The 13,116-nt window shown below is 63.8% G+C and carries 18 protein-coding genes and 1 tRNA gene; 11 read left to right on the forward strand and 8 right to left on the reverse strand.

The annotated features are described in order from the left end of the window. The first annotated feature begins 31 nt into the window (after positions 1–31). From FBR43_RS07280 to FBR43_RS07310, 8 genes are all read left to right on the forward strand, one after another. Positions 32–460: a hypothetical protein gene (locus FBR43_RS07280; protein WP_136942533.1), complete on the forward strand. Its 429-nt coding sequence runs from the start codon at positions 32–34 to the stop codon at positions 458–460. Continuing rightward, entirely contained in the window at positions 457–978 is a 522-nt protein-coding gene (locus FBR43_RS07285) for a D-Ala-D-Ala carboxypeptidase family metallohydrolase (protein ID WP_212611904.1), read from the forward strand. Before FBR43_RS07280 ends, FBR43_RS07285 begins: the two co-directional genes overlap by 4 nt. 17 nt (positions 979–995) lie before the next feature. After that, the gene (locus FBR43_RS07290) at positions 996–1,295 is read left to right on the forward strand and encodes a hypothetical protein (protein ID WP_136942534.1); all 300 of its coding nucleotides are present in this window, start codon (positions 996–998) and stop codon (positions 1,293–1,295) included. Continuing rightward, a complete protein-coding gene (locus tag FBR43_RS07295) occupies positions 1,292–1,642 on the forward strand; it encodes a hypothetical protein (RefSeq protein ID WP_136942535.1) in 351 nt (116 codons plus the stop codon). Before FBR43_RS07290 ends, FBR43_RS07295 begins: the two co-directional genes overlap by 4 nt. Next, positions 1,620–1,856, forward strand: a complete 237-nt coding sequence (locus FBR43_RS07300; protein WP_136942536.1) for a hypothetical protein — start codon at positions 1,620–1,622, stop codon at positions 1,854–1,856. Before FBR43_RS07295 ends, FBR43_RS07300 begins: the two co-directional genes overlap by 23 nt. Before the next feature lie 21 nt (positions 1,857–1,877). Beyond that, positions 1,878–1,963, forward strand: a tRNA-OTHER gene (locus FBR43_RS16125). Positions 1,964–2,048: 85 nt separating this feature from the next. Next, entirely contained in the window at positions 2,049–2,720 is a 672-nt protein-coding gene (locus FBR43_RS07305; protein WP_136942537.1) for a DUF6538 domain-containing protein, read from the forward strand. A 40-nt stretch (positions 2,721–2,760) separates the two neighbouring features. Continuing rightward, the gene (locus tag FBR43_RS07310; protein WP_212611905.1) at positions 2,761–3,921 is read left to right on the forward strand and encodes an alkaline phosphatase D family protein; all 1,161 of its coding nucleotides are present in this window, start codon (positions 2,761–2,763) and stop codon (positions 3,919–3,921) included. On the opposite strand, the gene FBR43_RS07315 is transcribed toward FBR43_RS07310, so the two are convergent. Further along, entirely contained in the window at positions 3,874–4,842 is a 969-nt protein-coding gene (locus tag FBR43_RS07315) for a LysR substrate-binding domain-containing protein (RefSeq protein WP_136942539.1), read from the reverse strand. The genes FBR43_RS07310 and FBR43_RS07315 overlap by 48 nt on opposite strands. Before the next feature lie 626 nt (positions 4,843–5,468). On the opposite strand from FBR43_RS07315, the gene FBR43_RS07320 reads away from it, so the two are divergent. Both FBR43_RS07320 and FBR43_RS07325 read left to right on the forward strand, forming a co-directional pair. Further along, positions 5,469–5,675: a cold-shock protein gene (locus FBR43_RS07320; RefSeq protein ID WP_136942540.1), complete on the forward strand. Its 207-nt coding sequence runs from the start codon at positions 5,469–5,471 to the stop codon at positions 5,673–5,675. A gap of 283 nt (positions 5,676–5,958) precedes the next feature. Continuing rightward, positions 5,959–6,666: a spermidine synthase family protein gene (locus FBR43_RS07325; protein ID WP_136942541.1), complete on the forward strand. Its 708-nt coding sequence runs from the start codon at positions 5,959–5,961 to the stop codon at positions 6,664–6,666. 314 nt (positions 6,667–6,980) lie between these two features. Here the strand turns inward: FBR43_RS07325 and FBR43_RS07330 are convergent, their stop codons facing one another. Further along, entirely contained in the window at positions 6,981–7,871 is an 891-nt protein-coding gene (locus FBR43_RS07330; RefSeq protein WP_136942542.1) for a transglutaminase family protein, read from the reverse strand. Positions 7,872–8,427: 556 nt separating this feature from the next. On the opposite strand from FBR43_RS07330, the gene FBR43_RS07340 reads away from it, so the two are divergent. After that, positions 8,428–9,693: an extracellular catalytic domain type 1 short-chain-length polyhydroxyalkanoate depolymerase gene (locus FBR43_RS07340; protein ID WP_317128317.1), complete on the forward strand. Its 1,266-nt coding sequence runs from the start codon at positions 8,428–8,430 to the stop codon at positions 9,691–9,693. Positions 9,694–9,937: 244 nt separating this feature from the next. Here the strand turns inward: FBR43_RS07340 and FBR43_RS07345 are convergent, their stop codons facing one another. The 6 genes from FBR43_RS07345 to FBR43_RS16435 form a co-directional block, all read right to left on the reverse strand. Then, the gene (locus FBR43_RS07345) at positions 9,938–10,168 is read right to left on the reverse strand and encodes a flagellar FlbD family protein (RefSeq protein ID WP_136942544.1); all 231 of its coding nucleotides are present in this window, start codon (positions 10,166–10,168) and stop codon (positions 9,938–9,940) included. Next, entirely contained in the window at positions 10,169–10,345 is a 177-nt protein-coding gene (locus tag FBR43_RS16130) for a hypothetical protein (RefSeq protein ID WP_169542533.1), read from the reverse strand. A 162-nt stretch (positions 10,346–10,507) separates the two neighbouring features. Continuing rightward, positions 10,508–10,714, reverse strand: a complete 207-nt coding sequence (locus FBR43_RS16300; RefSeq protein ID WP_136942545.1) for a hypothetical protein — start codon at positions 10,712–10,714, stop codon at positions 10,508–10,510. Positions 10,715–11,655: 941 nt separating this feature from the next. Next, on the reverse strand, positions 11,656–11,943 hold the full coding sequence (locus tag FBR43_RS07355) for a hypothetical protein (protein ID WP_136942546.1): 288 nt from the start codon (positions 11,941–11,943) through the stop codon (positions 11,656–11,658). A gap of 51 nt (positions 11,944–11,994) precedes the next feature. After that, on the reverse strand, positions 11,995–12,585 hold the full coding sequence (locus FBR43_RS16605) for an LPD7 domain-containing protein (protein WP_394344043.1): 591 nt from the start codon (positions 12,583–12,585) through the stop codon (positions 11,995–11,997). Next, a complete protein-coding gene (locus FBR43_RS16435) occupies positions 12,498–13,010 on the reverse strand; it encodes a hypothetical protein (RefSeq protein WP_136942547.1) in 513 nt (170 codons plus the stop codon). Before FBR43_RS16435 ends, FBR43_RS16605 begins: the two co-directional genes overlap by 88 nt. Positions 13,011–13,116 lie beyond the last annotated feature (106 nt).

Here is a 13,116-nt window from a genome sequence, read left to right on the forward strand (position 1 = left end):
TGTGATGTCGCTCCTCGACGCTATCCCCTCGATGCTCGGTGCCGGCGCCAGCGGCGGCCTGCTGACGGCGTGGTGGGCGCACCAGCGGCACAAGCGCCGGCAGAGCGATAGCGTCGCGCTCGACATGGTGGCGAAGCAGGACGCGCGCATAGCGGCGCTCGAAGCGCGCATCGCGTCCGATCGCAAGGCGGCCGAGGCGCGGGAGGAGCTGTGCGAGGCGCAGCTGTCGCTCGTCCGGCACGAGCTCAAGAACGTCGAGGGGGCGTTTGACGCGCTGTTGCTGGCGCTGCGTCACGCGCCGCCCGAGCGGTTCGCGGCGATCATCGACGAGGTGACGGAGATGCGTCGCGCGCGGCGCGTCGAGCAGGCCGAGCGACGGGGCGAGGTACGGCAAGAGGTTCAGGTCGAAGTGAGCGGGCGAAACCTGCGTGATCGCGCGCGGGCCGACCTGGAAACGTGATCGATTGGGAGTTGGACGCCCTCACGATGGGCGTCCTCTCCCTCGCACTGATTTACGAGGAGGCGGGGATGCAGCTGAGCAAGCACTTCAATCTGAGGGAGTTCACCCGGTCGCAGACGGCGGCGCGGCGGGACATTCCGAACGTGCCGGGCAAGGCCGAGACGGCGGCGCTCAAGCTGCTGTGCGAGAAGGTGCTCGAGCCGATCCGCGAGCAGTTCGGGCCGGTGATGATCTCGTCGGGCTATCGCTCGCCGCGGCTGAACGCGGCGATCGGCAGCGGGCCGATGTCGCAGCACACCAAGGGGCAGGCCGCCGACTTTGAGGTGCCCGGCGTCTCGAATTACGAGGTCGCGCGCTGGGTGCAGCGGAACCTCGCGTTCGACCAACTGATCTTGGAGATGTGGAAGAAGGGCGATCCGAACGCCGGCTGGATTCACGTCAGCTTCCGCGAGCCGAACCGCAACCAGGTGCTAACCTATGACGGCCGGGGCTACTCGACCGGGTTGCGTGCGGCGTGAGGTGGCTCCGCGCCTGCGTGCGCGCGCTGGGCGACCCTGAGGGACGTCGCGGGGCGGCGCTGATCTTCCTCGCGGCCGGCGGCGTCGCGATGACGGCATATGCGTCCTACGCGCTGTGGCTGGTGCGCGCGCGCCCCGACTTCGCGTTCTACCTCGGCGCCGGCGCGCTGATCCTGATCGCGATCGTCCTGACCGGGTTCGCGGGGCTGCTGGTGAAGCGCAGCGTCAAGGGCGGCATCGGTGTCGCCACGTTCGAGGTGACGGACCAACCGGGCGGCACGACGACGAGCGCCCGCATCGAGGGGGAAAGCGCATGAGGCTGTATCTGTGGCTGGGCGGCGCTGTCGTCGCCCTCGCGCTCATCATCGGCGCCTATGCCTATGGCGTCGGCGTCGGCCGCGATCGGCAACTGGCGGACGATCGCGCGGCGATGGATCGCGCCTCGACCGCCATGAAGCACGCCGGCGATGCCTATGCCCTGCGCGACGCCGCCGCTGCCAGCCGCGACGTCGAACGCGAAACCGTCTTTCGGGAGATTGTCCGTGAAGTACCGCGCATCATTGACCGCCATGTCTATCGCAACATCTGCGTTGATGCTGACGGGGTGCAGCTTCTTCGCGAAGCAACTGCCGCCGCAAACGGTGAGCCAGCGCCCCGCCGCTGATCTCATGGCCGAGCCGGGGAAGTTCGCGCCCCCGCCCGTCACCACCGATCCGGCGACCGGGGCGGCTGCGATGTCGGGCGCCGATGCGCTGCCGTGGGCGATCGACACGCTGCGCCTGGGCGGCGACATTCGCGCGCGGCTGATCCGCCTGCAGGACTATGTGCGAACGGCGGTTCTGGGCGAAACGTCTACCCCCGAGCCGCTAAGCGATTGATTCCCAATGGTACGATTTCGAGGCCCGAAGCGGTAAACGCCTCTGAAATTGCACGTCTTTCCGGCTCCACGGCTGAAGCACGGGTTCGATTCCCGTAGGGGTCACCATGGCCGTCCAAGTGGCGGAGTTTGCGGTTTTCTGTTCGTTTACGTCGCGGCGGGTACACCTGATGGGTACACCGGAGACGGACGGATGGCGAAGATCAAGGGGTGTTGGCAGGATCCGCGCAGCGGCATCTACTATATCAGGCGCGAGATTCCGGCGGCACTCAGGCCTTCATTCGCCTGCGGCGACTTCTACAAGGTATCGCTCGGCACCGGCGATCTGCGCGAGGCGGAGAAGCGCTTCGCTGTCGCGAACGGCGAGTATGAGCGCAAGGTTGCAGCCTTCCGCGAGGCGCTGACGAAGAGCGGTGAAGGTCGGCTCACGCTCGAGCAGGCGGCGGCATTCGTAAACCGGCACCTGACCTCACGCTCGCCATCCGGGTTCGCTTCGGGAGGAATGCAGGTCGCATTTATCCTGATCGAGCTCGACAGGGCTGTCGCGGATCTCGCCGGCGCCCATCTGCCAACCGCTCAATCGATGTCGGCGGAGGAATGGGCTGCCTACCGCAAACGATTGGCGGGCAGCGACATCGACGAAGAGTTCTCGCACGAGACTCTGGGGCGTATCGAGGCAGAGCGTGAGGCGCGCCACGCGCCGCCCGGTCACGCCTGGGTCGACCGACCCGTCGTTCCGCATCCGCGAGCGACGGACGGGATCGCTGGCAACGCCCGCGACGGGGCTGACCACGCGGCTCGACCTGACCGGACTGCCGGCCGGGCGCGAGGTCTTCTACCGGGTCGCCTTTGCCGATTTGGATGATCCGCGGCGCGTCAGCGACTGGACACGCGGACGATTGCGGATGCCGGGGCAGTCGACGCGCGCGGTACGCTTCACCTTTGCCGGTGACGAGGCCGGTCAGGGCTTCGGCATCAATCCGGACCTGGGCGGATATCGGCTGTACGAGGCGATGCGCCAGAAGCGGCCCGACTTCTTCATCCACCAGGGCGACCAGATCTATGCCGACGGTCCGCTGAAGGCGGAGGTGGCGCTGGCGGGCGGCGGCGTCTGGCGCAACCTGGTCACGCCCGCCAAGGACCATGTGGCAGAGACGCTCGACGATTTCCGCGGCGCCTATGCCTACAACCTTCAGGACGCGCACAAGCGGCGCTTCCTCGCCGGAGTGCCCATGCTGGTGCAATGGGACGACCATGAGGTGCGCAACAATTGGTGGCCCGGCAAGTCGCTGACGGGGGCGATCCCGATGGCGACGCTGGCGGCCAATGCGCGGCAGGCGCTGGGCGAATACAACCCGCTTCGCTCCATGCCCGGTGCGGCCGGCATCTACCGCAGCTTCAGCCAGGGGCCGTCGATCGAGGTGTTCCTGCTGGACGCGCGCAGCCGCCGCGGGGCGAACCTGCTCGCGGGCGGGCCTTTGCGGCGTGACGGTGACATGTTCGGGCGCGAGCAAATGGCGTGGCTGGAGCGCGCGTTGATGCGGTCTACCGCGACGTGGAAGGTGATCGCATCGGACATTCCGCTGTCGCTGACGGTGCCCGATCTCAACCGTGACGTGGCGAAGGGCGGCATCGAAGGCTTGGCCGACGGCGTGGCCGGCTCGCCCGGCGGACGCGAGCCCGAACTCGCCCGCCTGCTGTCCTTCATCCGGCGGCACCGCATTCGCAACACGGTCTGGCTAAGCGCCGACGTCCATTATGCTGCAGCCATCCGCTACGAACCGGGCCGTGCCGCCTTCACCGACTTCGATCCCTTCTGGGAATTCGTCGCCGGCCCGATCAACGCGGGTACCGGCACGTCGGCCGGCAACCCGTTTGACCCGACCTTCGGCCCGGCGCTCGTCTATGACAGCATGCCGGCGGCGCCCGCCGACCCAAGCCCACGCGGCGGCAATCAGTTCTTCGGGATGGGGGATGTCGATCCGGCGACCGGCGTGCTGACGATGTCGATCCATGACCTAAACGGCCGGGAGCGGTTCCGCATTCCGTTGGAACCCCAGCATTGAGATAGGCCTGATCGTCAGGGCACGTCGGCGGCTGCGAATGTCTCGGCAAGAGGCGTCCATTTCGCCATGCAGCCAGTCGACGAACCGATGCTGAAGCGCAGTCGCCGGACGTTCGGCGCGGTAGAGGCGATATGCTTCGCCGATGCGACGCCACCTGGCGATCGGGATCAGCTTGTGTTCTTTCAACGCTTGCTCGGAAAGCAGCGGAACCGCCAGCGTAGCGCCAAGTCCCGTCGCGGCGGTTTCATAAGCCTTGCGGACACTCGGAAGTTCTCGAACCGTCAGTGCAGGCGGGCGATAGCCACCCAGTGCGAACCAACGTTCCCAAAGGCCTGCCGGAGAGCCGACCCCGAGCAACGATAATCGTGCAAGTTCCTCCTCCCGGAGTGGGGTTTTACGTCCATCGATCGCGTCGGGAGAGGCGACGGGCAACGCGTCGACCTCGAACAGGACGTTCGAATTCAGGCCCGAAATCTCCCCCAATCCGCCCCACATCGCCAGATCGGTCTCACCGGCCCTCAACGCCGCCGGATCGCGCGACACCAGGATCTCGATATTCACGCCGCAGTGCAGGCGCGCAGCGGCGATCCGCGGCTCGAGCCAACAGGACGCCAGGCTGTCCGACGCGGCGATCCGCAACGCCGCGACGCCTTCCCCCGCGATCGTTCGCCCGGCATCGCGGATGGCGCTGATCGCGGGCTCGATCAGATCGAGATAGCGCCGCCCGGCCGCGTTCAGCGCCACCGACTGGCCGCAGCGATCGAACAGTTCGATGCCGAGCGACTGTTCGAGCCCAGCGATGCGCCTGCTTACCGCCGACGGACTCAGCGCCATCGATCGCGCAGCGGCGCGAAAGCTGCTCGTCCGCGCCACCACGACGAACATCTCGACCATCTCGAGCGGCGGGACCTTGCGCAGCATGACGCCGACCTAGCCATATTGTATTCCAAAACGGAGACAGCGCTGCGGGCAGGCTAAGCTACATCGATAATACGGTTACGATGCCTGCTGACACATGAGCCGGGGCAGACATCCGCTCGCCAATATGAACGAGCGTCCGGTACGGCGGATGGGGCGAAGCGGCGGGAACGTCGGCTTTTGGGTCAAAGCGGACCGGCCGCTTAGACCCAGATCCGGACGCTCGCGACCTCTTTTGGGCTACCGACGTTCGGACGTTCATTCACTGTGGCAAACTTAGACGGTTCGTTGCAAAAGCGTACGCAAATAACCCAGGTCATCGTCGCCGCTTTATATCAGCAGCGCCGATGGTGGGCTGGGCGTTACCGCCCGGCGATAGCGGTAGACCGTGTGCGACGAATGCGAACTTGATAGCGTATCGAAGGCGTCAGGCCGAGTACGGGGCACGAGGACTTCAAGCGTCCCTGCGCTATCTTTCCGGCACAAGTCGCCTATATTGGCGCGGCTCAACGTCGCCTGCGACGGATATCGGGCCGCTCAGGCTCCCCTTGTCCCTTTCTAGCCTCACGAAGCCGGGATGCGCCGCTGTCGACGCATGCCCGATGACCCATGGGACAAGGGATACCCATATGATTACCGGCACCGTCAAGTTCTTCAATGCCGACAAGGGCTATGGCTTCATCGCGCCCGAAGACGGCAGCACAGACGCCTTTGTCCATATCACCGCCGTCGAGCGCGCCGGGATGCGCACGCTAAACAAAGATGACCGCGTTTCCTACGAACTCGAGACGGATCGCCGCGGCAAGACGTCGGCGGTAAGCCTTCAGTTGGCCTGAGCCAAGTCGATCGGCGGATGCCCATTGGGGTCTCCGCCAGACCGTCCTTCTGCGCAGGAGCTGTCATGTCCTTACCACTTTTTCGAGACAAAGCTGCTCGTCAGCGGTTGGCCGCCGAGGCATCAACTTCCCAGAACGTGCGCGAGCGGTATGGACATGCAGGTCAGGCCTGGAATGCAGCGGTTCGCCGCCAACGGGGCGGCGCGATGCACATCGGGCCGTTGGCCGGCCTGAGTGAAAAGCAAAATCGCGGACTTGTCGCACCCGTATATCGTGACACTTGATGGCGGCGATTTTCGAAGCGGCAGTCCCCAGCCGCGCTGAAGAACGAGCGGGCTTGCTCGTCGACACGGCCGAGATACCCGGCGGCGGTGAACTACGACTGCTTCGACACGGCACCCATTTCGAGATCATGTTCGGCAACGAGCAGTTGATGGCCAGCTGGTCTTTTCGCTCGGAACAGGCTCTCGCGACGTTGGCGCTCGGCAGCTTGGGCGAACGGCCACGGATTTTAATCGGCGGGTTGGGCATGGGGTTCACCCTAGCGGCAGCGCTAGCGGCACTGTCTGATCATGCCAGCATCGTCGTAGCCGAGCTTGTGCCCAAGATCGTGACGTGGGCCGGCAGCCATCTGCGACATCTGTTCGGCGATTATCTCGAAGACCCAAGAGTTTCGATTGAGGTGAGAGACGTTCACGACCTGATCGTCGAGCAGACTGGCGGGTTCGACGCGATCCTGCTCGATGTCGACAACGGGCCGGACGGACTCATCAGCCTCGCTAATGAGCGGCTCTATTCCCCCTGGGGTTTGCGCGCAGCGCTTGCGGCGTTGCGGCCGGGAGGGGTACTCGCCATCTGGTCGGCGTATCCGGATCACAGTTTCTCCTATCGCCTGCGGGCTTCCGGCTTCGACGTCGAGGAGTTCAGGGTCGACACGGATCGGGACGAGGACAATCCGGATCACACGATTTGGCTCGCCACGGCTGGCTGATAAGGCGAAGCGGCCAGCGGCTTGGATGCCTTCCAACTCGGATTTATATGCAGACCGTTGCGGCAGCGCTTCACGGTCAGTGCGGAGAAGCAGTGCTGAATGTGGCTTTCTCTCAAAGACAAAAGTCAGAGTTCATCATCTCGATCACAACTTCCGTCGTTGATCGTAATTGCGCTGCTCTTTCCGTTGTCTGCGGCGATAGGAGCGTTCGCGTCCGTGATAAGCTCGATACCCGATCAGACCCATCGCGAAGGGCACCATGAATAGGATTATCCCATAGCCGATCATCAAGCGGGGTTCCAATATCGGTCCTTTCAAACAGCTGCAGCCATAGGGCTTGCAGATACGGTCACGTCGATCGTCATGCTTGATGGGGTATCGGCCGCACCAATGAAGCTTCCTTCGATGGGGCTGAGTTGGGCGATATCTCGTGCCACCGCGACGGGTATCAAATGGGCTTCGCCCAGTCGGCCGTTGGTCGGATCGAAGGCGATCCAACCAGCGCAGGGCCGATAAACCTCTGCCCAGGCGTGCGTCGCACCATGTTGCAAGTGGTCATCGCCGGCAGCGTCCGAAAGCGGCGGATCGAAGAGATAGCCCGACACCGCCCTGGCGCCGAACCCGAGATGCCGGACCGTGTCGATGAATAGCGTCGTCAGATCACGGCACGATCCGGCGCCTCGCTTCAGCGTGATCCGCGGCGACTGCGTGCCGAACGCATCACGACGCTCATAGGCGATACCGTTTCGAACGGCGGTGCTGATATCCTGCAGCAAGGATAACGTGTCGGTTTCGGTCGACAGGACAATTGCCTTCGCCCAATTGGACAGCGTGTCGCCGGGATCGGCATGGCCCGGCGTCAGGAAAGCCCCAAGGTCGATCCGGTCGTCGTTCGAATAGTCGAACGGATAGCGATGCGCGTGCGGAGCAATCTTGAAGACCGGCCATTCGGACGCTCGCTGCTCGACGAGGATCCGGTTGGTAATGATGAGCATTCGAGTTGACCCTACGAACGAAGCGGTCGCCACGAGATTGCCGAACACGTCCTGCGTCCATTCGATGCGCGCCGCAGGACGACATTCGAGATCAGAAGAGCGCGGATGAAGCGAATGCGAGCTGCGCGGACTTAGCATGATCCGATGCGGCGACAGTTCGACTGGAGCGCCATACCGATAGGTCGTCACATGTTCGATGTTCAGGCGCATGCAATCTTCGCCGATGGATCAGAAGTCATCAGCCGCCGTCCGCAAACCCGCGATCTGGATTCGCGCTAAGCTGGCGGTGATCGGCCGATGGCAGTTCGACGCGGACCCGCTTCGCTCTCGCCTCGCGGCCGGCTGCCGCCATGCCTTCCTTGGCCCAGGCAGCGGCTGCCGCATCAGCTACCCTGCGGACATTATCCAACGTCGCGGCTGCCGAAAGCTCGCGATGGTGGGCTTCGCGGGAGAGGCATAAGGTGAGCGTCGGGTGCACAGGGACCCCCTATTTTGAATGTGAATGGCGCGATCCGGCTTCGGACCCATCAGGCAAATCGTTTTGTGAAAAGCGAAAGCCTCACTCGTTGGAGAACAGGCGCATGATCACTGGGCTGGCGCCCGTCCTTCTTGATGGCGGTCGCTAATCGCTGTTTCGAACCGGCGAACCGTGAAGGGGATGATAGATTCATCAGACTGCTCCGCATCGGAGCGGGAGCATCAAGCTCTCAGTCGCGGCCATGCTCAAGCGGGCGAGCGCGATGGTAATCATGTGGGGTCGACGGGCGTGATCCGCCATATTTCTTTTTCAAAACAAAAATATGCTGTCGCGGCACTTGCACACGGACGCCTTGCTACCGAAATTGTGCAGCGCAGCATTTCGTTGCATGTCAGGGCAGTTGCCGTGGCTGGGAGAAGCCGTATGCGCAGCCTGAACGATACATTGAACCGCCTGTCAGCACTGAGAAGCAGGGCCGTAGAACTCGGCGGTTCGCCCGATGTCGATCGCCTATCGGATTTGCCTTCGTTCGGATCCAACCCGGGCGCCCTGCGCGCACGCTTCTATGTGCCGAAAGCATTGACCCCGGCACCGGCATTGGTCGTTGTACTCCATGGCTGCACACAGGATGCGACCGGTTACGATCATGGCTCGGGCTGGTCGCGATTGGCCGACGAACAGGGTTTCGCCCTGCTTTTTCCCGAACAGCAGCGCGCAAACAACGCCAATCTGTGCTTTAACTGGTTCAGTCCCGCCGACATCAAGCGTGATAGCGGTGAAGCATTGTCGATCCGCCAAATGGTCGCGTCGATGGTTGCCGAGCATGGCATCGATCCAACGCGCATCTTCGTAACCGGACTCTCCGCGGGTGGTGCGATGGCATCGGTAATGCTCGCGACCTATCCGGACGTGTTCGCGGGCGGTGCGATCATCGCGGGGCTGCCGTTCGGAACGGCAAGCACCGTGCCCGAAGCGTTCGACAGGATGCGTGCGCACGGCGGTCCGCCCGCCGGCAAACTCGCGAGCCTGGTAACCGCCGCTTCGCCTTACAGCGGGCCGTGGCCGACGATTTCGGTCTGGCATGGCGACCGCGATGCCACCGTCAGCCATGAAAATGCTCGACTGATTGTCGAGCAGTGGCGCGAGCTTCACGGCGCCGATGTCGAGCCGATCGAGACTGAAACGATCGATGGTCATCGCCGCCGCCGCTGGTGCGATCGAAACGGGCGGGCCGTGATCGAAGAGTATCACTTGGCCGGGCTTGGCCACGGGACGCCGCTGGCGACGACCGGTAGCGACGCGTGTGGCGCCGCCGGCGCGTATATGCTTGAGGCTGGGATTTCTTCCACCCGAAGGATTGCTGATTTTTGGCGCTTGGGCGACGCGCTCGTTGACCAAAAAGCACGTTTCCGCCCCGAAGGCATTCAAGGACCGTCGGCCAAACTGCTCAAACCGCCATCGCCCGCATCGGTGACCCACGAGAGCGAGCCAAAACGCAAGGGTCCTGCGCGCATCATCGAAGATGCGCTGCGCGTTGCAGGTCTGATGCGTTAGAGATCGCTCGGGCCGCCCGGCGGAACTAATCTTGCACTCGCGTTTAGGGGCAGCATATGGACCGGGTCAGCTGGAGACGCTCCAGCGAAGCTCGCCTTGACGATCTCGGGCCGCGTCATCGCGAGGCGCACGCAGGCGCGCGGCTTCGTTCGGCGTTGTCGATCGACCAACTTTATCCGCGCTGCTTAGTCAGTCCGCTGCGCCGGGACAGGTCCGAACCGTCCAGCCGCAGCCGACTTACTCCCTATTCTTTGTCGCCGACGACGCGAAGGTTGGGAAAGAGCATGCGCGAGCCATTCGCGCGGCGCCAGTCGGCGATCTCGCCAGCAACGTGTTCCACATCCCCTTTCACGAACAACGCTGCGCCCGAGCTTGCGTAGATTACCGTTATGGCCGGTCCGGCTTCGCGGATGTGCCAGATCGTATCCGGATTGACGAACAACCGCGAGCCATCCTGCGCGGCGAGTTCGAGCACTCAGTTAACGCTCAGCAGCGGCGCAGTGGACGCGCCGACCGCCGCACCGAATGCCGCGACGTCACGCGCATAGTCGGCGGCTGCCCGACGATGCATTCGGCGCGCATCATGACAGCGCGCCGCGTCGGCCCGCATGAGTGCGATCTGGTGACGGCGGAGAAGGTCGTTCAATGCCATATGGATTCCTCTAGATTTTACCAGCTCGCGATCAGGGCGATGGTTTCTTGCCGGCGATGTCGGTAGACGCTTTCATCGACGGCGCCGAAGCGTTCGTCTTTGGCGGTGCCGGCTTCTTCGGTTTACGTGCTTCGCGGTTCCCGCATTGCTGACCCTTCGCCATTAGACGATCCTTTCATGAGTTCGTTGGTCACGGTTTGCCGGCCCCATTTGATGCTGAGGCGCTGCCATTCGGCGAATGTCGGACAACGTGCGGCCCAGCGCCGTCGCGATCGCCGATATGTCTTCGACGGCGCGGGCACGTTCCCGCAACGCGGTGATGTCGGCTTGCTTCCAGCGCGGGGGCTGAATTTCGCCGGGGTCGATCAAGGCCGTGCCGGGTTTGCGGCACGCAAGGTCGACGCTCGCTCTACAATCGCTTCGCGAACGCGGCTGAACCCGCTTGCGCTCTGAGTGGCGATCGCCAAGGGACGGCCTTCGAGCGCATCGTTCGGAGCATTCAGGAACGACAGCGCGTGCGAGGAGCCAAGCGCGTCGATCGCCAGGCGAATGGCCGCGCCCTCTCGAGCCGCGGCATCGCCGGATAGGCGCGTCGAATCGTTGGCTGGGCGGAAAAAGCGGCGAACGGGCTTTGCCGGGACCGTGATATTGCCGCCTCGTCTATTACCGCTTTGACCAGTGCGGCTCGTCTGCCTGCTTCGAAAGACGCGAGGCCCTTACAGCGTAACCCTTTGCCAGCGCTGTGTGTGCGACACGCGCTTCGATCGAAGCGGCGCGCGCGGCATTGCCGATCGAAACATCGTGGCGGTTTTGAAGGTCAATAAGAGTCATATGAGGCTCCCTGTGCTGCAAGCGGGAGCGCAATTGTCTCTCAGCTGTCCGCGCTCGCATTCAGGATGCGGACAATGAATTCGATATGGGGCCAATGGTGCGCGCGCACAAGGCGGCCTCGAGTGCACTGCCAGCCCTTTTGACATGAACGAACGGCTGTTTGCGCTATCGGCCACCATTAAGCGGCCGTTCCGCTTTCCACCCAACCTCTCGCTCTCCCGCAAGAAACGAAAGATGGCTTTCGGAATGAGCTGCGATGTTACCGAACGTCCGGGATGTGCATGGACCAACTTCGATAGGTGGATCGAAGTTGACCTTCCTCATCCAATCGGATGCTCGGCCGGTCGAGCTGACCGGTGAACAGGCGGGCGGCTGCTTACTCGAAGCAAGTCGTATGGTCGAGATGGCCATTCCGCTTCATAGGCAGCCTTCGCCAAGTACGTCATTCATGGCGGCGCATGAAATGATGGCGGCTCGAATCATCGAAGCGGTTGTTCGTCGCTATCTGGCGGTGCCAGAAGCGCTTCGCGCTCGGCGCAGGCCCGGACGGCTGCCGCACGGCCGCCCCAGGTGTCATCTTTCCTCACCTTGCAGAAACAGGCGAGCTCATGGTCGAGATACCAGAGCGACGCGGGACAAGTGGCACACGCCGGTAATGGATCGAGCGTCTTGTGCCCGTTTACCGCTGCGACGAGCTCATCCAAGATGCCCGGGCGCTGCTCGAATGTGGCGAGGACGGCCGCCACATCAGCGTCATTCTCCCCCATTGTTTATCTCCTTCGGAATACACGTCTTGGAGCGAGCGGCAGTTTCGCTCATCATCGGCCCCTGCCCGCTGCTGCAGTGCCCGGATGATGCACTCGGGCTGAGGACTGCACGCGTTCGATGCCTTGCCGGCGGCGCTCCCCGCCAAGCTGCTCATCCTGCCGCACGCCGTGGCGGTAGTCGCGAGGATCCCAGTCATCGTCGGCCAGCAGGCGAGCGACGCGTGCCAGGATGGCGCGGCGCTGACGCTCCGGCAGCGGATTGGCGCTAGCGTGGCCTGACACGGCGGGCGCCCCCTCTACAGGCTGACCATGCTCAGTTGCGGTACTCGCAACCGCCGGCACCTTTTGCGGGTGACCGGCGGCAGCGTTCCATCGCCGAACCGTTTCTCGCCGTTGCCGAATTCGTGGTGATCTCTCGCGCGCGGGCTGAGCAGTCGTGATGGTAACACCTTTTTGAACCTCAATGCCAAGCTCCCGCCCCAGCCGCCGCGCCTGCGCCACGAAGGCGGGATCACCATGAGCGGCCACAACACCGTAGCGAGCTTGGGCAACGATCAGCGCGGCACGGACAGCATCATCAGCGCGGTCGTTGATCCAGATGCGGTCGTTGCGTTCGACAAAGGCTGGCGCCCTGCCGCGCAGGTCATCCCGCCAGTATTGTACCGACGCACCCACCGGAACGGCGACGACCCTGTCGGCGGGATGCCGATCGCCGGGCGCGCCGCCCAATCAATCACAAGCGAGCAGTCCGGAGCCGCGAGGTTGTCCAGCGCTTCGAGATTGAGATCGTCCGCTTCGTCAATCTCACCGCGCAACTGGCGAAGTGCCGCGATGCGGTCGTGATACTCGGCGTCAATTGCGCTGATCCTGCGGTGTATCAGCGCGGCGAGCCCTGTACGCAGCATCGCGAGATCGGAGGAATCGCCGGCCAGCCCGCCGAGTTCGGCCCGCTTCACGGCAAGGTCGGCCTTGAGGTCATTCAGCAGCGACTTGCGCTCGAGCCTTAGCCGATTAATCCTTCCCTGTACTGCCGCGTGCAGTGACTCGGCTTTCGCATCGCGCTCCACCCAGCGGCGCGCGCGCTCGAGATCGAGGATCCGGGGCTCGTAAGGCGTCGGCTCGCTGGTCGGCGGCGACCAGTCGCCCCAGCGCTGCGTCAGCTTCGCCCAGCTC

Origin of the sequence: Sphingomonas baiyangensis, assembly GCF_005144715.1 — a bacterium.
Classification (GTDB): Bacteria; Pseudomonadota; Alphaproteobacteria; order Sphingomonadales; family Sphingomonadaceae; genus Sphingomonas; species Sphingomonas baiyangensis.

What these genes read in the sequence shown, in the direction of transcription:
- FBR43_RS07295 (WP_136942535.1), top strand. Translation starts at nt 1,292, where the DNA reads ATGAGGCTGTATCTGTGGCTGGGCGGCGCTGTCGTCGCCCTCGCGCTC.
- FBR43_RS07280 (WP_136942533.1), top strand. Translation starts at nt 32, where the DNA reads ATGCTCGGTGCCGGCGCCAGCGGCGGCCTGCTGACGGCGTGGTGGGCG.
- FBR43_RS07305 (WP_136942537.1), top strand. Translation starts at nt 2,049, where the DNA reads ATGGCGAAGATCAAGGGGTGTTGGCAGGATCCGCGCAGCGGCATCTAC.
- FBR43_RS07320 (WP_136942540.1), top strand. Translation starts at nt 5,469, where the DNA reads ATGATTACCGGCACCGTCAAGTTCTTCAATGCCGACAAGGGCTATGGC.
- FBR43_RS07330 (WP_136942542.1), bottom strand. Translation starts at nt 7,871, where the DNA reads ATGCGCCTGAACATCGAACATGTGACGACCTATCGGTATGGCGCTCCA.
- FBR43_RS07355 (WP_136942546.1), bottom strand. Translation starts at nt 11,943, where the DNA reads ATGGGGGAGAATGACGCTGATGTGGCGGCCGTCCTCGCCACATTCGAG.
- FBR43_RS07310 (WP_212611905.1), top strand. Translation starts at nt 2,761, where the DNA reads ATGCCGGGGCAGTCGACGCGCGCGGTACGCTTCACCTTTGCCGGTGAC.
- FBR43_RS07315 (WP_136942539.1), bottom strand. Translation starts at nt 4,842, where the DNA reads ATGCTGCGCAAGGTCCCGCCGCTCGAGATGGTCGAGATGTTCGTCGTG.
- FBR43_RS07325 (WP_136942541.1), top strand. Translation starts at nt 5,959, where the DNA reads ATGGCGGCGATTTTCGAAGCGGCAGTCCCCAGCCGCGCTGAAGAACGA.
- FBR43_RS16130 (WP_169542533.1), bottom strand. Translation starts at nt 10,345, where the DNA reads ATGGCATTGAACGACCTTCTCCGCCGTCACCAGATCGCACTCATGCGG.